This is a genomic window from Micromonospora sp. NPDC007271 (assembly GCF_040634005.1).
Taxonomy (GTDB): domain Bacteria; phylum Actinomycetota; class Actinomycetes; order Mycobacteriales; family Micromonosporaceae; genus Micromonospora.
Map to the genome: position 1 here is coordinate 24,898 of NZ_JBEYER010000027.1, position 20,000 is coordinate 44,897.

At 69.7% G+C, this 20,000-nt stretch carries 14 protein-coding genes, 1 tRNA gene and 2 pseudogenes; 14 read left to right on the forward strand and 3 right to left on the reverse strand.

Annotation, left to right across the window (positions count from 1 at the left end; all coding sequences use genetic code 11):
- The first annotated feature begins 59 nt into the window (after nt 1-59).
- The 12 genes from ABZ570_RS12545 to ABZ570_RS12600 all read left to right on the forward strand — a co-directional run bounded on the left by ABZ570_RS12545 (nt 60) and on the right by ABZ570_RS12600 (nt 12,676).
- Nucleotides 60-983 carry a ParA family protein gene (locus tag ABZ570_RS12545; RefSeq protein ID WP_358061204.1) on the forward strand — a complete coding sequence of 308 codons (924 nt, stop codon included), beginning with the start codon at nt 60-62 and terminating at the stop codon, nt 981-983.
- A gap of 41 nt (nt 984-1,024) precedes the next feature.
- A complete protein-coding gene (locus tag ABZ570_RS12550) occupies nt 1,025-1,978 on the forward strand; it encodes a segregation/condensation protein A (RefSeq protein ID WP_358061207.1) in 954 nt (317 codons plus the stop codon).
- Complete coding sequence (gene scpB / locus ABZ570_RS12555; RefSeq protein WP_358061209.1) at nt 1,978-2,892, forward strand: SMC-Scp complex subunit ScpB; 915 nt, start codon at nt 1,978-1,980, stop codon at nt 2,890-2,892. The genes ABZ570_RS12550 and scpB overlap by 1 nt, the downstream gene beginning before the upstream one ends.
- Nucleotides 2,879-3,649: a pseudouridine synthase gene (locus tag ABZ570_RS12560; RefSeq protein ID WP_358061212.1), complete on the forward strand. Its 771-nt coding sequence runs from the start codon at nt 2,879-2,881 to the stop codon at nt 3,647-3,649. Before scpB ends, ABZ570_RS12560 begins: the two co-directional genes overlap by 14 nt.
- A 234-nt stretch (nt 3,650-3,883) precedes the next feature.
- Complete coding sequence (cmk, locus tag ABZ570_RS12565) at nt 3,884-4,564, forward strand: (d)CMP kinase (RefSeq protein ID WP_358061215.1); 681 nt, start codon at nt 3,884-3,886, stop codon at nt 4,562-4,564.
- A 67-nt stretch (nt 4,565-4,631) separates the two neighbouring features.
- The gene (der, locus tag ABZ570_RS12570) at nt 4,632-6,038 is read left to right on the forward strand and encodes a ribosome biogenesis GTPase Der (RefSeq protein WP_358061218.1); all 1,407 of its coding nucleotides are present in this window, start codon (nt 4,632-4,634) and stop codon (nt 6,036-6,038) included.
- A gap of 165 nt (nt 6,039-6,203) precedes the next feature.
- Nucleotides 6,204-6,277: transfer RNA gene (locus ABZ570_RS12575), tRNA-Pro, on the forward strand.
- 619 nt (nt 6,278-6,896) lie between these two features.
- Entirely contained in the window at nt 6,897-7,679 is a 783-nt protein-coding gene (locus ABZ570_RS12580; RefSeq protein WP_358061221.1) for a hypothetical protein, read from the forward strand.
- Nucleotides 7,680-8,034: 355 nt separating this feature from the next.
- Entirely contained in the window at nt 8,035-8,583 is a 549-nt protein-coding gene (locus ABZ570_RS12585) for a YceI family protein (protein WP_358061224.1), read from the forward strand.
- A 672-nt stretch (nt 8,584-9,255) separates the two neighbouring features.
- A complete protein-coding gene (locus ABZ570_RS12590) occupies nt 9,256-10,827 on the forward strand; it encodes a hypothetical protein (RefSeq protein WP_358061227.1) in 1,572 nt (523 codons plus the stop codon).
- Complete coding sequence (locus tag ABZ570_RS12595) at nt 10,824-12,053, forward strand: DUF6880 family protein (RefSeq protein WP_358061230.1); 1,230 nt, start codon at nt 10,824-10,826, stop codon at nt 12,051-12,053. Before ABZ570_RS12590 ends, ABZ570_RS12595 begins: the two co-directional genes overlap by 4 nt.
- Nucleotides 12,054-12,418: 365 nt before the next feature.
- Nucleotides 12,419-12,676 (forward strand): UPF0158 family protein, encoded by a 258-nt coding sequence (locus ABZ570_RS12600; RefSeq protein WP_358061233.1) that lies wholly within the window; start codon nt 12,419-12,421, stop codon nt 12,674-12,676.
- Between the two features lie 43 nt (nt 12,677-12,719).
- Here the strand turns inward: ABZ570_RS12600 and ABZ570_RS12605 are convergent.
- Nucleotides 12,720-13,351 (reverse strand): annotated as a pseudogene (locus ABZ570_RS12605) (nucleotidyl transferase AbiEii/AbiGii toxin family protein).
- 20 nt (nt 13,352-13,371) lie between these two features.
- Entirely contained in the window at nt 13,372-13,728 is a 357-nt protein-coding gene (locus ABZ570_RS12610) for a hypothetical protein (protein WP_358061235.1), read from the reverse strand.
- Between the two features lie 441 nt (nt 13,729-14,169).
- Between ABZ570_RS12610 and ABZ570_RS12615 the strand changes: the two genes are divergently transcribed.
- Complete coding sequence (locus ABZ570_RS12615) at nt 14,170-14,997, forward strand: tyrosine-type recombinase/integrase (RefSeq protein ID WP_358061238.1); 828 nt, start codon at nt 14,170-14,172, stop codon at nt 14,995-14,997.
- On the opposite strand, the pseudogene ABZ570_RS12620 reads toward ABZ570_RS12615, so the two are convergent.
- Nucleotides 14,956-15,463 (reverse strand): annotated as a pseudogene (locus ABZ570_RS12620) (IS630 family transposase); the annotation flags it as partial. The gene ABZ570_RS12615 and the pseudogene ABZ570_RS12620 sit on opposite strands and share 42 nt — an antisense overlap.
- 55 nt (nt 15,464-15,518) lie before the next feature.
- On the opposite strand from ABZ570_RS12620, the gene ABZ570_RS12625 reads away from it, so the two are divergent.
- Nucleotides 15,519-19,871, forward strand: coding sequence for a LamG-like jellyroll fold domain-containing protein (locus ABZ570_RS12625; RefSeq protein WP_358061241.1), 4,353 nt, complete (start codon nt 15,519-15,521; stop codon nt 19,869-19,871).
- Nucleotides 19,872-20,000: the final 129 nt, after the last annotated feature.

Consider the following 20,000-nt stretch of genomic DNA (forward strand, 5'->3'; position numbering starts at 1 on the left):
CGCGAGGGACGTCGGACGGCTCCGACACCGGGTGGTCGTCGGGAGGGGGCAACGAGGACATGGCTGGCAACGGTGACCGTGCCGAGACCTGGACGTCGGAGCTCCGTGAGCAGCAGGCGTCGCTCGGCGCCGACCTCGGCCCGGCCGACCCGGCGGCGTACACGATGCGTAAGCCGATCCCCGAGCCGATGCCGACCGACCGGCACGGCCCGGCGCGGATCATCGCGATGGCCAACCAGAAGGGTGGCGTCGGCAAGACCACCACCACCATCAACCTGGGTGCCGCGCTCGCCGAGTACGGCCGCCGGGTGCTGCTGGTCGACTTCGACCCGCAGGGCGCCCTCTCCGTCGGTCTGGGCGTCAACCCGCACAACCTCGACCTGTCGGTCTACAACCTGCTCATGCAGGACGACGTCACCGCCGAGGACGTCCTGATCAAGACCGACGTCGCGGGGCTGCACCTGCTGCCCGCCAACATCGACCTCTCCGCCGCCGAGATCCAGTTGGTCAACGAGGTCGCCCGGGAGATGGCCCTGGCCCGGGTCCTCAGGTCGATCCGCAAGGAGTACGACTTCGTCCTGATCGACTGCCAGCCCTCGCTGGGGCTGCTGGCGATCAACGCGCTGACCGTGGCGCACGGCGTACTCATCCCGCTGGAGTGCGAGTTCTTCAGCCTGCGCGGCGTCGCGCTGCTGCTGGACACCATCGACAAGGTGCGCGAGCGGCTCAACTTCGACCTGGAGCTCGAGGGCATCCTCGCCACCATGTACGACAGCCGCACCACCCACTGCCGCCAGGTGCTGCAGCGGGTGGTGGAGGCGTTCGGCGACAAGGTCTACCAGACCGTGATCACCAAGACGGTGAAGTTCCCCGAGTCGACCGTCGCCGGCGCCCCGATCACCACCCTCGACCCGGCCTCCTCCGGTGCCCGCAACTACCGGCAGTTGGCCCGTGAGGTGATCGCCGCCCAGGCGGAGCGGTAGGTCGAACGCCGGGTGTCCGGGCCGTGGACTACGGTTCTCCGGTGACCGCACCACCCCTCGACCCGCCCGCGCCCCGCGACGCCGGCGACTCCGTGGCCGCCGAACTGGCCGCCGAGGTCGACGGCGTGGTGCCCGTGGCCCCGGCCACCGCCGAGGAGGCCAGCGGCTTCACCGTCCGGCTGGACAACTTCACCGGCCCGTTCGACCTGCTGCTCCAGCTCATCAGCAAGCACAAGCTCGACGTCACCGAGGTGGCCCTGCACAAGGTCACCGACGAGTTCATCGCGTACATCCGGGCCATGGGCGACCAGTGGGACCTGGACGAGACCAGCGAGTTCCTGCTGATCGCCGCCACCCTGCTCGACCTGAAGGCGGCCCGGCTGCTGCCCGCCGCCGAGGTGGAGGACGAAGAGGACCTGGCCCTGCTGGAGGCGCGGGACCTGCTCTTCGCCCGACTCTTGCAGTACAAGGCGTACAAGGAGGCGGCGGCGCACCTGGCCGAGCTGGAGGCGGTCGGCGGCCGGCGCTACCCCCGGGCGGTCACCCTCGAACCCCGGTACGCCGAGGCGCTGCCCGACCTGGTGCTCGGCATCGGCCCGGAGCGGCTGCTCAAGCTGGCGTTGAAGGCGATGACCCCGAAGCCGGTGCCCGAGGTGTCCATCGCGCACGTGCACATGGTCCGGGTCAGCGTCCGGGAGCACGCCGAGATCATCTCCGCCCGGCTGCGCCGCGCCGGCACGGCGACCTTCTCGCTGCTCTGCGCCGACTGCGAGATCACCCTGGAGGTGGTGGCCCGGTTCCTCGCCCTGCTGGAGCTCTACCGGCAGGGGCTGGTCGCCTTTGTCCAGGAGCACGCCCTGGAGGAGCTGACCGTCCGGTGGACCGGCCCCATCGAGGGTGACACCGAGCTGACCATCGACGAGTACGCCGGCTCCCCGGAGCCGGCCCCGCCGGCGCCCAGCGGCGACCCGGCAACCACGCGGGAGGGGTCCTGATGAGTGACGAGGAGCGGCAGGACTCGCTGGCCGACCAGGCCGCCGCCTGGATCCCCCCGTGGGAGCGGCCCGTACCCCCGAAGCCCGAGCCCGCCGCAGATCTTGGCAGCGAAGCGCACCTTGCGGGGCCCCACCCTTCCACGCTCTCCACCGTCGCTGAGACAGAGTCACAGTCTGCTCCGGATCTTGGTATGGAGGTTCCCCTGGAGGGGCCGGACACTGCCGAGACCTCCGAGGAGAGCGGCGGGGCCGCCGAGGCGGGGTCGACGGGTGCTGGCGAGTCAGCGGGGGAGGGCGACGAGGCAGGCGTACCCACGAAGCGGGGGCGGCGGCGGGCGGCGCCGGCGCCGGAGCCGGCACCCGAGCTGAGCGACACCGAGCTGCGCGGGGCGCTGGAGGCCATCCTGCTGGTGGTGGACCAGCCGGTCAGTGAGCTGACCCTGGCCCAGGTGCTGGAGCAGCCCCCGGAGCGGATCGGCCCGATGCTCGACGACATCGCGGCCGGCTACACCGCCGCCGGGCACGGCTTCGAGCTGCGTCGGGCCGCCGGTGGCTGGCGTCTCTACACCCGCCCGGAATACGCCACCTACGTCGAGCGGTTCGTGCTGGACGGGCAATCGGTACGGCTCACCCAGGCCGCGCTGGAAACCCTGGCCGTGGTCGCCTACAAACAGCCGGTGACCCGGTCGCGGATCTCCGCCATCCGGGGTGTCAACTGCGACGGGGTGCTCCGTACCCTGGTCTCCCGCGGCCTGGTCGAGGAGTGCGGCACCGAACCGGACACCGGGGCATACCTCTACCGGACCACCACGATGTTCCTGGAGAAGCTGGGGCTGAACACGGTCGACGACCTGCCGCCCCTGGCCCCCTTCCTGCCCGACGACGTAGAAGAGCTTGCCGATGCGACGCGATGACCGTGCCCCTAAACCCGACGCCCCCGTGTACGAGGGCGCCGAGCGCCTGCAGAAGGTGCTCGCCGCCGCCGGGGTGGGATCGCGGCGTGCCTGCGAGGACCTGATCTTCCGGCGCCGGGTCACCGTCAACGGCCGGGTCGCCCAGCTCGGCGACAAGGCCGACCCCACCCGCGACGTCATCCACGTCGACGGCGAGCGGCTGCAGGCCGACACCCGCCTGGTCTACCTGGCCATGAACAAGCCCCGCGGAGTCGTCTCCACCATGGCGGACGAGAAGGGCCGCGCCGCACTGTCGGACTTCCTCGGCAACCGGGTGGAGCAGCGGGTCTACCACGTCGGGCGGCTCGACGCGGACAGCGAGGGCCTGCTGCTGCTCACCAACGACGGCACCCTCACCCACCGCCTCATGCACCCGTCGTACGGGGTGCCGAAGACCTACCTCTGTGAGGTGAGCGGGCCGATCCCGCGCAACCTCGGCAAGCGCCTCCAGGCCGGCGTCGAGCTGGAGGACGGGCCGGTGCAGGTCGACTCCTTCAAGGTGGTGGACACCCTGGGCAAGACCGCCCAGGTGGAGGTGACCCTGCACGAAGGGCGCAAGCACATCGTCCGGCGCCTGCTGGCCGAGGTCGGGCATCCGGTGAGCCGGCTGGTGCGTACCTCGATCGGGCCGATCCGCCTCGGCGACCTGCGCGCCGGACGGACCCGGCGGCTCACCAACGCCGAGGTCGCCGCCCTGTTCAAGGCGGTGGGTGACTGACCCGCCGTTGCGGGTACGCGTCCCGGTAGGCTTCCTCGCGGTATCGCCGGCTCCCGGTCCTGGCGCCAGGCGCATCGACCTGGAGTTGCCGGGGCGGGCACGGGTGTCGCGGGTCGCGCCCGGCGATGCCGCCGCGCGGCCGGTCACGGCCGCGGGCATCATGGACGAGGGACAACCGCTCAACGGCGCCGAAGACACCGGCGGCCGGCGAGGTACGGGCTGAGGAGGAACACGGTGGGGGAGAACGAACGGACCGGACGGTGCGTGGTCGCGGTGGACGGGCCATCCGGTTCGGGCAAGTCCACCGTCTCGCGGCGGCTCGCCGTCCGCATCGGGGCCCGCTATCTCGACACCGGTGCGATGTACCGGGCGGTGACCTGGGCGGTGCTGCGCTCCGCCGTCGACCTGACCGACACCGAGTCGGTGACCAAGGTCACCAGCGAGGTCGACCTGCGTATCGGCACCGACCCCGAGGGGTACGGCGTGACCGCGGACGGCGTGGACGTGGCGAAGGAGATCCGGGGCCCCGAGGTGACCGGCGCGGTCTCCGCCGTGGCCGCCGTGCCGGCCGTACGCGAGCTGCTGGTCGCCCGGCAGCGGCAGATGATCACGAACGCCGGCCGGATCGTGGTCGAGGGCCGCGACATCGGCTCGGTGGTGGCCCCCGACGCCGACCTGAAGGTCTACCTGACCGCGTCGGAGGCGGCCCGCGCCCAGCGGCGCAGCGCCGAGGACGCCAGCGACGTCGCCGCGACCGCCGCCGACCTGGCCCGGCGCGACAAGCTCGACTCGACCCGCAAAACCAACCCGCTGCAGCAGGCCCCGGACGCGGTCGTGCTCGACACCACCGAGCTGGGCATCGACGAGGTCGTCGCCCGGCTGCGTGAGCTGCTCGCCGAGCGGGGTGTGGCGTGAACGAGCGGACCATTCGGTTCAACAGCGCGGCGCCTCGCGCCGCCGAAAAGCGGAGGGGGGCGGCGGCATGAGCGACGAGATCGGCGGCTGGGTCGAGCTGCGCGAGCCGGAGCTCGACGCCGCGGAGCCGGCCGGCCCGCAGCCCGTGGTGGCCGTGGTCGGCCGACCCAACGTGGGCAAGTCGACGCTGGTCAACCGGATCATCGGCCGCCGGCAGGCGGTCGTCGAGGACATCCCGGGGGTGACCCGCGACCGGGTCCCGTACGACGCGCAGTGGAACGGGCGGGCGTTCACCGTGGTGGACACCGGCGGCTGGGAGCCCGACGCCAAGGACCGCGCCGCGGCGATCGCCGCGCAGGCCGAGGCCGCCGTCGCCACCGCCGACGTGGTGCTGTTCGTGGTCGACGCGACGGTCGGCTCGACCGACGTGGACGAGGCCGCGGTGAAGATGCTGCGCCGCAGCGCCAAGCCGGTGATCCTGGTGGCGAACAAGGCCGACAACGCCGCCGTCGAGATGGAGGCGACCGCGCTCTGGTCGCTCGGCCTCGGCGAGCCGTACCCGGTCTCCGCGCTGCACGGCCGCGGCTCCGGCGACCTGCTCGACACCATCCTGGACGCGCTGCCCGAGGCGCCGAAGGTGGTGGAGCACCGCCCGCGCGGCCCGCGTCGCGTGGCGCTGGTGGGCCGGCCCAACGTCGGCAAGTCCAGCCTGCTCAACCGCTTCTCAGGGGAGGAGCGGGCGGTGGTCGACTCGGTCGCCGGCACCACCGTCGACCCGGTCGACAGCCTGGTGGAGATCGGCGGGGAGACCTGGCAGCTGGTGGACACCGCCGGGCTGCGTAAGCGGGTCGGCAAGGCCAGCGGCACCGAGTACTACGCCAGCCTGCGCACCGCCTCGGCGATCGAGGCGGCCGAGGTGGCGGTGGTGCTGCTCGACGCCAGCGAGGTGATCAGCGAGCAGGACCAGCGGATCCTCTCCATGGTCGTCGAGGCCGGCCGGGCCCTGGTCATCGCGTTCAACAAGTGGGACCTGGTCGACGCCGACCGCCGGTACTACCTGGACAAGGAGATCGACCGGGAGCTGCGCCGCATCCCCTGGGCGATCCGGCTCAACCTGTCCGCGCAGACCGGCCGGGCGGTCGACAAGCTCGCCCCCGCGTTGCGCAAGGCCCTGGCCAGCTGGGAGACCCGCATCCCCACCGCGCAACTCAACCAGTGGCTCACCGCCCTGGTCCAGGCCACCCCGCACCCGGTGCGCGGCGGCCGGGCCCCGCGCATCCTCTTCGCCACCCAGGCCGGGGCGTCCCCGCCGCGGTTCGTGCTGTTCACCACCGGCCCGCTGGACGCCGGCTATCAGCGCTTCGTCGAGCGCAAGCTCCGCGAGGAGTTCGGCTTCGAGGGCACCCCGATCGAGATTTCGGTACGCCCACGCAAGAAGGTCGGCCCGGGCGGACGCGGCAAGGCCCACGGCTGAGATTCCGTCCAGAAGCCGCCGGGAAACCCCCGGCGGCTTCTTTCCTAGGACGCTCTACGGGGAGTGCTGCGGGGCACCCGCGACGCGGGAGGGGCCTGTGCGCACCGCATGAAGATCCTGCGCTAAGCTGTACCGGCTGCCGCAGGGGAGACCAGGCGGGGGCAACGGGACGTGGCGCAGTTTGGTAGCGCACTTGACTGGGGGTCAAGGGGTCGTCGGTTCAAATCCGGCCGTCCCGACCGGTTGACCTGGGGAGATGGAGATCTTCCCAGGTAACGGCGGTAACATCCGGTAACGGATGATCTTTGATGGCAGTAACCGTGCTGCGGATTGGCCGTCTGCCCCCTCGCGTTCACCCGCTCCGGCCTGCGGCTTCGCGCCGATCGCGGATGGAACGGCATGTTGCTTCCTTGATTTCGCGTCAATGTCGATCCGATGGACCGTGGAGAACCTCGCGCGGTGACGCCCTGCTCGCACCGTCGAGCACCCGCAAGCTCGTCGTCCGGTGACCGAGCCCGACTTGTGGTCCTCGCGTACGAATCCGGCCTGGTGGCCCCCCGAAACCATTGACATCCAAGGCCGGCAGGAGCCAGGTCGCCCCGCTCGTGCCTCTGCGGGGGCCGCGCGTCGGTGTCGACCTGCCGGGGGATCCGCGGAAGTGATGCTTCGACCACCGTCAAGCGCTGGTCAGGGCTCGCGGTTCCCCGGTCGGCCCGTGACATGATGGCGCCCATGGGGAAACAGCAGGACGTCGGCGGGACCAACCGTCACAGTGGGTCAGGTGCCGCCGCGGACGGTGTGACGGGTGGCAGCGTCGATGCGCGGCTCGCCTTCGCGCAGGACCCCACAACGCCGCAGATGACTCTCATCGACCTGGCGTCCGACCCGTCGGCCGTGGTCCGTGAGGCGGTCGCGACCCGCACCGACGCGCCCGCGCAGGCATTGCGACCACTGACCCGGGACCATGATCGTCACGTCCGGGAGGCCGTGGCGAGAAACCCCTCGACCTCGGTCGCCAATCTCCTGCGGCTCGTCAAGGACGCCGACCGGTGGGTCCGCTGGGGGGTCGCCGGCAATCCGGCCTGCGACGAGTCGATTCGCCGGGTGATGGCGGAGGCCCCCGACAAGGAGCTTCGTGGTCTCCTCGCGGAGAGGCGCGAACTGGAGCCCGAGCTGGCCGCGCGGCTGGTCGAGGACGTCTCACCAGAGGTACGGGAACGACTCGCCACCCACACCCACGACCCCGACGTGATCACCGCCCTGATGGCCGATCGCACCGCACGCGTACGCAAGGGTCTCGCCCGCAACCCGCGGACCACCACCGCCCAGCGCAGCGCACTCGCCCAGGATCCCGTGGTGGACGTCCGCGCCGCGCTGGTGCTCGCGGTCGAGCTGACCGAGGCGGATCTGCGATGCCTGGTTGACGACCGCTCGGTGCAGGTGCGGATGGCGATGGCGACGTCGGAGGTGGTCCCGCCGCACATTCGGCAGGCGCTCGGTCGCGATCCCGACGAAATGGTTGCCGGTGCGGCGCGGGACTTCCGCCCCGGATCGGGCAACTCCTCGGTGGTACGGGCTCCGCGCATCGGTCAGCGGGCCTCCGGGACCGGCCGAGGCCGACCGGGCGGCGCCCGGCGCTGAGGGCAGCGGAGCCGCCGTCATCCGCCCGCGGCCGTCATCCGCCCGCACTCGATTCCGGGACGTCGGCGTGTCAAGGCTCGGATGGCCGACAGATCAGGCCGACGAGATGCTGCCGCGGATGGACGGGGCCGGTGAGCCGACGCGTACCTGGTCCGGTGCCTGCACTGCGGCGTGTACCTGGCCTCCTGCGGACATCCGGTGTGGGCAGTGGCAGGGACAGGTGCGCAGGCGACCGTGGCGTCGGGGCTGATTGGCGGATCCGGTAGCCCGATGGACGTGGCGTAGACCCGGCGCTGGCGCGAAGACGCGGCTGATCGCGGCACGGGTGGTGATGAATCCGCCTACGCTTGGCCGGGTGGAGATCAGGACCGGCCGGTTGCGGTTCGGCCCGGACAACGGGCGCATGCTGCTGCGTACCGGCCGCAAGGGTGCAGGGTCGGCCGTCGGCCACGACCTGACGATCGAGGTGACCGACTGGTCGGTGCAGGTGAACGTTCCCGAGACCGGGTCGGCGGATGCCACCGCGACGGCTCGCGTGGAGCTGGGATCGCTGGCCGTGCGGGCCGGCACCGGCGGTGCGCGGCCGCTGACCGACAAGGACCGGGGCGAGATCGAGAACAACGCCCGGCGGACGCTGGACGTCGACCGCCACCCGACTGCCACCTTCGAGTCCGCCCGCGTCGTCGCCGGCGACGACTCCGCCACCATCAGCGGAACGCTCACTCTGCACGGGGTCGCCGCCCCCGTCGACGTCGAGGTACGCGAGGTGACACCCGACCGGTACCGCGCCACCACGGTGGTCACCCAGTCGGCGTACGGAATCAAGCCGTACTCGGCTTTCCTCGGCGCGCTCAAGGTCCGCGACGACGTCGAGGTGGAGATCGAGGTCGAACTCGGACGCTGAACTGAGTCGATGTGAGCTGACCAGTTCAACAAACGGGCGCCGGCCGGCGTGAAAAAGGGCCGTCACACCGTGGGGGTGCAGCGCCAGCACTCGGGCACCGCCGGCTGGATGGGGCGGCAGGGCGGGTCCTTGACCGTTCGCCGTAACGGACCTGGTAACAGCGAAGGCCCGCCGGTGGGGGATTGGCTGACATGGGATGGCGTTAGGACGTGATGCGTGATGTCGTTCTGTCCGGATGTGTGGATGTATCGCGCTGTTCTGGCACGGCGTGACAGAATCGTTGGAAAACTGGGGGTCAAGGGGTCGTCGGTTCAAATCCGGCCGTCCCGACTGGTTGACCTGGGGAGATGAAGACCTTCCCAGGTAACGGCGGTAACATCCGGTAACGGATGATCTTTGATGGCGGTAACCGTGCCGCGGATTGGCCGTCGTTCCCCTCGCGCTCACCGGCTCTGGCCTGCGACTTCGCGCTGATGGCGGATGGACCGGCATGTTGCTTCCTTGATTTCGCGTCATGTGCTGCAGGTGCCGGCGGCTGTGGCTTCGGTAGATCGAGGACCCTTCTGCATGCAGCACGGTCGTCGGAGGGCGCCTGTCGCGGGCTCGGTGAGGTGGCGGCTGGGCAGTGAGCGTGTCGGATCCCGCGGGTGTCGGGTCGTGGTATGAACAGGCGTGCCGGTCAGCGTTGATGATGATCTGTTGAATCGTGCGGGTGAGTTGAAGCGGCAGCTGGTGGCGTTCTCGCAGCAGCCGCGCTACGACCGGGCGTTCGACGATGTGCTCGCGAGCCAGCATGGCGGTCGGGGTCCGCTTGATGAGCACACAATGATGATCCTGTGGGACTACTTCGTCCTGGAGCATCGGCTGCGTAACGGCCGGACGGTGGTGGAGCAGTTCGTAGCCGCGCACCCGGAGTTGCCCGAGCTGGAGCGGCGAATGCTGCTGGGATGGCGGGACGTGGTGCAGGGGCCGTTCGAGGTGAAGGGGCGCGACGGGGCTGCGCTGCTGGTGGTACACCTCGTTGATGAGTTGACCTACCGGGTGCGTTCCAACATGGGTCCGTCGGTGTTCCGGCGTACGCCGCGTCGGTCGTTCCTACTCGCTCGGCTGGTGGCGGTGGGCGAGGAGTGGATGATCAGCGGCCCGATGAACGTGTGGCGGGCGCAGGAGCGGGACGTCGCGTACGAGATGGCGTTGGAGATGTCGCTGCGCGCGCCGGAGGCGGTGTACCGGAACCCGGAGAGGCTGGCCCAGGCGTGGGAGGTGCAACGCCAGGACCGGGACAGGTTCGTGCGGTTCTTCGGCAGTGATCTGGTGGTGGTGGCCGGCGATCAGGTAGTGGACCGGATGGCCGATTACCACGCCTTCTGTCGCGCGGAGGTTTCTGCCACGTCGTCCTCCGCAGTGGCCGGCGACGAGCCGGCGAGGTTGGAGTTGCCGCCGGATGTCGTGGACGCGGAGACGGTGGCGATGATCTACGACGAGGTCGACGGGTTGGGTTTCTACGCCGAGTTCGGGCTGGTGGAGGCGGCGTTCGCGGATCCGAACCTGTTGCGCCGCCGCCGCTACCGTGAGCACACGCTGGCGTACCTGCAGGATGACAGCGTCGCCCCGCTGGTGCTGCGGCGGCTGGCGGAGCGTGATCCCGAGCGGGCCAGTGTCGTGTTTCGGCGACTGTTGAAGAAGCCGCGTTTCGACTGGGCCCGCGACGGCGAGGAGCTTCTGCGCGCGTACAAACCGGAGCATTTCCGGCGGGCGCCGAGGCCGCGGGTCAGCCCGGTAAGCGAGCGGCTGGCCGCGTACGCTCGCCGCGCTGAGGCAGCGTCAGGTGCTGGGCCAGGTCCATTCGGGTCTCGGTTGGGCCGGGAAGGGCGTCAGGCCGAGATAGCGCCGGTAGGCGGCATGGATCCAGGCGGTGACCGTGTCCGGCGGGAACGCCAGGTCGGCGAAGGTGACCTCGCCCATGCCGTGCGGGCCGTGACAGGTGGCGACGATGCCGCGTGCCTCGTTCGTGTAATCAATGGATGTGAGGACAACCGGGGTGCCCAGCAGGGCCGCCGTGGTGGGCAAGCGGGTCTCGTCCTCGATCACGGTGAGGAACGCGGTGTGCTGCTCGTCGGCGCCGTAGGCGTCGACGAGGATCGTCTTGATCGCGTTATCCAGGTCCTGGTCATCCGGCACGCCCACAGGATAAGCGGCGCGTTCCCGAGGTCCGGGTCGCGGTCTGCTGAGATGGACCGGTGACCGGTGATGAGCTGACGGTGTTGGTGGACCGGCTGCGCTGGGATCGCCGGCGCGATCCCTACCGGGGGCGACGTGAGTACTCGCAGGCCGCCCGCCAGGTGGCCGAGGAGGGTGCTCGGTTGGTCGCCGTGGGGCGGGCGGAACTCGCGGTGCCGGTATTGCGCAAGGCCGTCGACCGCATCACGCGGGCGCTGATGTATATGGACGACTCCTCCGGGATCGTCGGTGACGACCTGCAGGAGCTCATGGACCTGTATGCGAAGGCCTGTGCGGCGGCACTGCCGAATCCGGTCAGCTTGGCCGGTTGGCTGGTGAAGTTGGAGTGCGACGGTCCCGGCTGGCCGCGGATCCGGCTGGCCGACTTCGCTTCGGCGCTGGGGGAGCGGGGGATCGCGGAGGTGGAGCGGCTGGTCGCCGAGCGGGCGCGTGTCGCCGACCCGGAGTCGTGGACCGCCGCGTTCGCGGTGCGTGACCTGCGTGAGCAGCTCGCCGAGGTGTCGGGCGACGTCGACCGGTACGTCGCCGTGCTGGCCGAACACCTCACCAGCGCCGTGCAGTACCAGCGGATCGCCGAGGCGTTACGTGCCGCCGGCCGCAGGGATGAGGCTATCGATTGGGCCCGGCGGGGCGTGGCCGCCAACACGGGCTCTCCGTACACCGATCGGCTCCGCAACCTCCTGGTTGACATGCTCGTCACCGCTGGTGACAAGTCGGGTGCGGTGGCGGCCCGGCGGGAAGAGTTCGCCCGGCATCCCACCGCTGCGGGTTACCGCTCCTTGATCGACATCATGGGGACGGTCGGCGGCGACGACCCGACGGCGTGGGCGATACAGGTGCTGCGCGACCGGGTTGACCAGCAGCCGGCGTACGCCTCGGAGCTGGTTGACGTGCTGCTGGCGGCGGGCCGTGACGACGAGGCCTGGCAGGTGGCCCTGCACCACCAGCGGTGGCTCGGCGGACCGCAGTGGCAGACCCTGCTGCAGAGGCGGGCCGCGACGCATCCGGAGGAGGTGATCCAGCCGTACCGGGACCTCATCGAGAAAACGATCCTCGACTCGGCCGACAAACGGCGCTACCGACGAGCCGTCGCGTTGCTCCCCGCCCTTCGGACGGCGTACGAGGCGGCAAGAGAACCCGGGGCGTTCGGGCGGTACATCGCGGAGCTGCGCATCGCGCACAAGCGCCGGCCGACGTTCCTCAAGACGCTCGACGCCGCTGGGCTGTAGCTGCCCGGTCTCCCTGTTCCAAGTTGCTGGAGCAGTAGTCGCCTCACGGCCTCGGGTCTCCGTGCTGACAATCGGCCGGGCCGGCAGTCTCGCGGTCAAGAGGGAAGCGGACCTACCGTAGTTGTAGACGACCACCGCAACGGGAGCGGACACCATGCTCGACGTACGCCACCTCAATCTCGATTGAGATCGCAACGGCGCTGCAGGACCAGAGCACGTACGAGTACCGCTGGCTCATCGATCCGGCCAGCGGGGAGATCATGATCTGGACGGCAGACGCGGCATCGACGGGAAGACGCCGGTGGACCTCGACGAACTCGACATGGCCCCAATCGAGGCGTTGCCCCCATCAGTCTGGCCGAGACATGGCCGACTCTGCCGAGCGGGTCAGCGACGAGCGGGTGGGCCGTAGGCTTCAGCGAGCTATCCAGGGCAGGGGCGCCTTCCGCCGGTTCAGGGACGAACTGTACGAGGAGTATCCGCACCTGCTGGCGGCCTGGCACGCCTTTCATCAGGCCCGGGCAACCCGCCGGGCCATCGACTGGCTCCTCGACAACTCCCTCATCGATGACGCCGCCGCGAGCAGCTGTCGGAATGAGCATCCCGACCCGGACGTGCCGTGAGTCGGACGGGCCCGGTAGACGGAGGCGTCAGGACAGGGAGGCTCTACTCGACTTCTCGAAGTAGCGCGGCTCGCCATGTGGAGACGCGAGCCCGCAATCCGGCGATCTCATCCGACGTCAGGCCGTAGTCGGTGAAGTCTTCGTCGTCGAAGCGGTCGACGTGGCGAACATCGCTCGGTCGAATCCGTCGTCGGCGGCTTGGGCGAGTTCGCAAAGCTGGTCGAGGGTGTACCGGCCGCTGGTGATGGCGGCGTCGATGTCGAGGAAGTCGCGGGCGGCTGCGCGGTTGTAAAGCGCGTCCATCTTGCCTGCCATGACGTCGTCGGGGTGCAGGACCGGACCGATGTCCATCTGAACCGGCGGCTGGGCGCGCCAGTTGGCGACCAGCTCCACACGGTGCTGCTGGTCCGGGTGGGCTGCGTCGGTGACGTGCAGCCGGGCGAACGTGTCGAGTCGAAGGTCGAGGTCGACCCGGTAGCCTTCGGCACGGTAGGCAGCGATCACCTCGTCCACGGCTGTGGGGAAATCGGCGCGGCGTTGCCAGTCGGCGAACAGATCGACGTCTTCGCTGGGGCGGTCGAGGATCCCGTGTGCGGCGATCGCATGCCCGCCGGCCAACGCGAACCCGTATTGGCCGCCGACCTGCAGGGCGATCTGCGCCAGCCGGCGATGGATCGGCGGGGTCCGGTCGGCCACTATGCGGCGTGCCGGCGCGCGGTGGCCAGTTCGGAAAACCGTGCTTCCCACAGTTGGCGAACCTGTGGGGGCAACACGAGGCTCGGCCACAGGCGCAGCAGGGTCGCGGCGTCCAGCCACTGGATGAGGTCGTCGGGAGCGGTGGCCTCGCGCAGTACGGTCTCGTACATGCTTGCCAGGCGCCGAGGATTGCCCAGGTCGTAGCGCGCACGCCCGGACCAGTCGAGCCGGCGGTCGAGGCTAACCACGCCGCTCGTCGGCCCCCGTAGGTCATCGAGCCGGTCCGCGACGACGTAGGGCCGCTGGTCGGCGTAGCGTGAACCGGCCGGCGCTCCGCCGATATCGGCACCACCCATGATCGACCAGCCTCCTCAGGCTGTTCCCTGACGACAACGCTATGACCCACGGTAGTCGACGGCGCTGCGGGGCAGGGGGTGGTGTCACTGTGTGTCGGGCCGCAGCGCATGCCGATCGATGGCCGGAGCCATTGACGGTCGAGCGATGCAGCCCGGCTGGACCATCTGGCATGGGAAGCCCTTGATGATCTGCGGTAACGAACCCGGTAACAGAGAAGATCGGATCCGGCGGATGAGGCGGTAAAACGCGGGACGGAACAGCATTTCCGGCTGTCGCTTCTGTCCGCTTCTAAGGACGTTCCGACCTGTTCCGGGCATCGCGTGACAGAATCGTTGTAAAACTGGGGGTCAAGGGGTCGTCGGTTCAAATCCGGCCGTCCCGACAGCGAGAGGGTTTCCGCAGGTCAGCGACTTGCGGAAACCCTCTTTTCATTGCTTGGCATGGATGCCCGGTCTAGCACGCCGCTGTTGGACTCCTTGACCCGGGCAGGTTGCCATGCCACTACTGGATCTTCAAAAGCTCACCGTCGGACTGTCTCGGACCTGGGCCGGGTTCCTTCGGGACTGGGACCGGTCGCTGCGGGCCGGGAACTACCGCAGACCACCCGCTACAACTACCTGCTCGCCGCCGCGCAACTTGGCCGCTATCTCGGGGAGCACTCGCCGGACCCGGACGCCGAGGACGCGGCCGATGACCCGTGCGCGGTGACCCGGGCGCACGTGGAGGCGTTCCAGGCCTGGATGATCGACACCAGGTCCGCCTCGACCGCGTTGAACAAGCACAAGGGGTTGCAGCAGTTCTTCAAGTGGCTGCTCGTCGACGAGCAGGCCATCGATCGCTCGCCGATGGAGTGGGTGCGGCAGCCGAAGACACCCCGCAAGCTGATCCCGGTGATGCGCGACGAGGACACCGGCAAGCTCCTCGACGCGTGCAAGGGTAAAGGCTTCGCCAATCTGCGCGACGAGGCGTTGATCCGGCTGTACTGCAACACCGGCGCTCGGCTGTCCGAGGTCGGCAACCTCCTCGTTGCCGACGTGGACCTCGACACGGAGTCGGTGCACTTCCACGGCAAGGGCGCCAAGGATCGGCGGGTACGGTTCGGGCCCAAGACCGCCCGCGCCCTGAGCCGCTACCTACGGGCCCGGGGCAAGCACAAGGGCGCCGCCCTGCCGAACCTGTGGCTGGCGGAGCGAGGCGCCGCGCTCCTGGAGTTGATGGAGATCGGAGTCGTGGGTACGCCGTTCGGGCATGCCAGGCATCATCGGTAGGACCGGCTGGGAGCGGTTCAATGCCTGGATCTGCACTTTCTCGTCCACCGCACGGCCGGCGGGTCCAGATACAACCCGACCACGTCGACAACCTTCTCCATGAACAGCGGGTCGGTCGAGAGCTTGAACGTGTCGGCCTGGTGCGGCTTGACGTGGAACTTGCGCCAGATCCGCCCGATCGTCGACTTCGACAACCCCGATTTCTCGGCCATCGACTTGCGGGACCAGTGCGTAGCCTCCTTGGGCGTTTCCTCCAGCGTGGACACCAGCACCTCTTCCACTGGTCGATGCTGATCGACGGCGGACGGCCCGGCCGATCCTCGTCGACCAAACCATCCAGACGCCGTTGCGCGAACCGGCTGCGCCACTGACCCACCGTCGGCCGCGACACCCGCAAATCGGCGGCCACCTGATTGTTGGTCGCCCCAGGCTCCGCGCACGCCAACACGATCCGACACCGCAGATGCGGCGCGCCAAGGCGCAAAGGGTCCTCAGCCACTGTATTGACACCGGCGAGCAGGATGCTCCAGAGTTACTGGACTAGTCCAGTATTCTGCACGATACTCCACGCGAAGGTGGATCAAATGGGCACGAGATCGAGAGCGGCGCTATCGCTGCTAACGGTGGTGACGCTGGCGACCGGCCTGCTGGTGCAGGTATCCGCGGACGTCCAGGCGGCCGGCATCCAGGCAGTCGGCCAGCAAACGGTCAGCGAACCGACGGCCAGCGACCAGCGCGGCTCACGCGATGACCTGACCTTGCCCGATGGCTACGTCGGTCGAGTGAACCACGCGCTGGACCAGGGTTCCGACCACTGGGGCGAGAAGTTGCTCGGCCTGCCCGACGGTCCGACCATGGCCAACGTCAAGCCGCTGCTGGTGCCGGCCAACCACGCTGGTACGACGGACGCCGCCTCGCCCTGGTACTACCTGCCCTTCACCTATCCGGCGCCGGACCCCAGCCGGTGGGCCGAGGAGCGAGACTTCTCGCTGCACGTCGCCGACGGCAGCGAGCTGATGTCGCAATGGTCGGACTCGCGGGCGACCCAGCGCGTCCGCTTCTTCGTCGGCGCGGCCGGGTCCGAGCGCTACGGCCAGGCCGAGGCGAGGTCGGACGAGCCCCGCCTGACCGGCGGATACCTGCCGATTCTCGCCAACTCCTATCGTGACGCCGCCGGGGTCCGCTACGAGCGCGAGTCGTTCGTCACCGCGCCGACCCCGGGCGGCCCGGCAGTCAGCATGCTGCGGTTCGTCGTCAACGGGCCGGCGAACGCGCACCCGCGGCTCCGGCTCAACCTGAGCCGTGACAAGGTGGCGGACGTCGTCGCCAAGCCCGGGCTGCTGACCCTCGGTGGGAAGACCGTGGTCGCGTACAGCGGCGCGGCGACCTGGTCCGCGCCTGACCTGACCTTCACGCCTGACCTGAGCCGCGGAAAGGCCGAGCTCTACCTGGTCATGCCGAACGAGCCGGCCGAGCTCGCCGCCCTACGCCCGTCCGCCGAGCTGTACGGCTCTGCGAAGTCCCGCACCAGCAACTACTGGACGGCGCAGCTCAACGCCGGCGCCAAGGTCAAGATCCCGGAGAAGTACGCCGCGGACGCCATGCGCAGCACGCTGCTGAACAACCTCGTGATGGGCTTCAATCTGACCGTCGGCAACGGCTACGAGTCGCTGGACAAGTCCTTCGCCTGGGTGCCGGAGATCGCGGCGACGGTCACCTCGCTCGGCGACTTCGGCTACCAGGACAAGGCGCGCGCGAACCTCACCGAGATGCTGCGCCGCGGCCAGGGCAGCTTCTTCGTGTCCTGGGAGCGCGGGATCAAGCTGCAGACGGTGGCGACGTACTACCTGCAGACCAACGACGGGTCGGTACTGCAGGAGAACCTGCCGACGTTCCGCGACTGGCTCGCCGACTTCAAGCGGCAACGCGTCGCGGACCCGAACGGTCTGCTGGCCAAGACCCGCTACGCCTCCGACATCCCGGAGCCGGTCTACGGCCTGCACCACCAGTCCGAGGTCTGGCGCGGCCTGCGCGACATCGGTGTCGCGTTGCGGCTGACGGGCCGTGACGACGAGGCGACGCCGTTCCTCGACGAGGCGGCCGGCCTGCGCTCGTCGCTGCTGAGGGCGGTGGAGAAGTCGAAGACGGTGTTGCCGGACGGCTCGGTGTTCGTGCCGATCGGCCTGCTGGACCCCGCCTCGTCGAAGCCGTACGACAAGGTCACCACCGACTTCCTCGGCAGCTACTGGAACCTGATCATGCCGTACGCGCTCGCGACCGGCCTGTTCGAGCCGGGCAGTGCGACGGCGACCGGGCTGCGGGACTACCTCTACAAGCACGGGTCGCTGTTCCTCGGCCTCACCAGGTTCAACCTGTCGAGCGCCGATCCCGGTGTCTGCCAGAACCTCCGGCCCAACCAGTGGCCGGCGGTGCCCGGGTACAAGTCCAGCGGTATCGATCAGCAGTATGGCTATTCGCTGATGCGGTTCCTGGCCGACAATGCCGAGTCCGACCGTCTCGACCTGAGCTTTTACGGGATGCTCGCGCACGACCTCACGCCGAACACCTTCGTCGGCGGCGAGGGCGCCACGATCTCGCCGTGCCCGCAGTTCGGTGAGTACTACCGGTCGCAGTACTGGCCGCCGTTGTCGCCGAATAACGCCACCTACCTGGAGGCGATGCGCGGTCTGCTGGTCAGCGAGGACCTGGACGCCGACGGCGTGCCGACCCGGCTGCACCTGGCACCGGCCACGCCGCGGCCCTGGCTCGCGGACGGGGAGCGGATCGAGGTCTCCGACCTGCCGACCTCCTTCGGCGACGTCGGCTTCGCCTCCACTTCGGAGTTGGCGGTCGGTCGGCTGACCGTGCGGGTCGACCCACCGCAGGTGGTCGCCGGACGGGCACCGCTGACGGACGTGGTGCTGCACCTGCGCGCGCCACGCGGTCACCAGCTGACCGGGGTCACCGTCGACGGCCGCGCGGTGACGTACGACGCCGCGCGTGAGCTGGTCGACCTCGGCCGGCCCACGACGGCGGTCACGGTCCGGGCGACGTACAAGACGACGAAGGTGGCCGACGCGCCGAGCGCTGAGGCCACGAAGGTGGCGACCCCGCGTCCGTTGCTGGAGCCCGGTGAGACGTCTGCGCTGGACCTGGAGGTCGAGGCGCTCGGGCAGGGCATGGTCAGCGGCACCGTCGAGGTCGGCGTTCCGGCCGGGTGGACGGTCCGCGACTCGAAGCTGCCTTTCAGCGTGAGCAGCCGCCAGAAGCTGACCTGGTCCGACCTCGCGACCTCGGTTCAGGTACCCGCTGACGCAGTGCCGGGGAACTACCGGATCGACGTGGTCACCCGACCGTCCGGCGGTACGGCGCGGACCACCTCGCTGTCGGTCCGGGTCGCCCGGCCGGACGCGGCGGACTACGCCGCGCTGGTGAAGCGGGACGCGCCGGTGGGCTACTGGCGGCTCGACGACGCCGCCGGCCAGCCGGTGGCCGATGCCTCCGGCAACGGAAACAACGGCGCCTACCGCGGCCGCGTCGGCCGGTCCCAGCCAGGGGCGATCGCCGACTCCGCCGACACCGCAGTCCGACTCGACGACGGCTACGCCGAGATTCCGGACAGCGCCTCGCTCAGCATCACCGGCGCCTACACGCTGGAGGCCTGGGTCAAGGACGCGGCGGGTGGCCCGCAGGGCATCGTCGAGAAGTACGACGGCGGCGACTGCCTGCCGTCGCGCAACGGCTACGCCTTGCGCCTGGTCAACGGCAACAAGCTGCAGGCGCTCACGATCGCCGACCAAGCGCAGCTCGGCGTGACCAGCTCCCGCAGTGTCGAGCAGCTGCGATGGCATCACGTGGCGGCGGCGTATGACGGAACGACGCTGCGGACCTACCTCGACGGGCAGTTGCAGACGTCCACCCTGATGGCCAAGGCGCCGACCAACGGCGTGGGCAGCCTCAAGCTGGGCGCGCGTGGAGACGACGCGGCGGACCGCTTTGTCGGCGGCCTGGACGAGGTCGCGATCTACAACAAGGCCCTGACCCCGGCACAGATCGACTCCCACTACATCAAGGGTGTGCTCGGCAACCCCGGACAGTCGCCCAGCGCGCAGCCCGGTCCGGTGCAGAGCAGCGCGTCGGCGGCTCCGGCGGGCTCGGCACCCGCGCAGTCGGCGGCGACTCAGCAGCTGGCGGTCACCAGCGAGCCCGCCTATGCGGCGCAGGTGGTGGCCGACAAGCCGGTCGGCTATTGGCGGCTGGGTGAGCGATCCGGCACGAGCGCCGAGGACTCCTCCGGCACCGGCAACGGCGGTACCCACACAGGCGCGGTGACACTGGGCCGCCCAGGCGCGCTGACGGGCGATCCGGACACCGCCGCCGAGCTGACCGCTGGCTACATCGCGGTACCGGATTCGGCCTCGTTGAGCGTCAGCGGCTCGTTCACCCTCGAGGCATGGGTGAAGCTCAATGATGTCTGCGGGCAGCACAGTGTGGTCGAGAAGTACGACGCACCCGCCTACAACGGCTACCTGTTGCGCGTGCTGCCCGGCGGCAGGATCAGCGCCCTCACGTTGGCTGGAGCCGGGCAGTTGGCGTCGGTCGAAGGGCGGACGGTGGTCTCGCCGGACGAGTGGCATCACCTGGCTGCGGTCTACGACGGGTCGACCATCTCGGTCTACCTCGACGGACGGCTCGACGGCTCGGCCGCCACGAAGGTGGGCCCGACCGATGGGGCCGGAAGCCTCAAGCTCGGGGCCCGTGGTGACGACGCCGGTACCAGGCTCGCCGGGCTGCTCGACGAGGTCGCCGTCTACGACCATGCCCTCACCGCCGACGAGATCGCGCAACACCACTCGGTCGGCACCACGGGTTAATACTCAACGGCACGTTGGTATAGATGTGTCCTTGCTGGTGGCAGCAGGGCGGGCATGGCCGGTTTGGAAGACCATCGAGGTTCCTACGCCTTGTTGATCGTCCGAAGCGAGTCATGCCCGCTCTGCCAT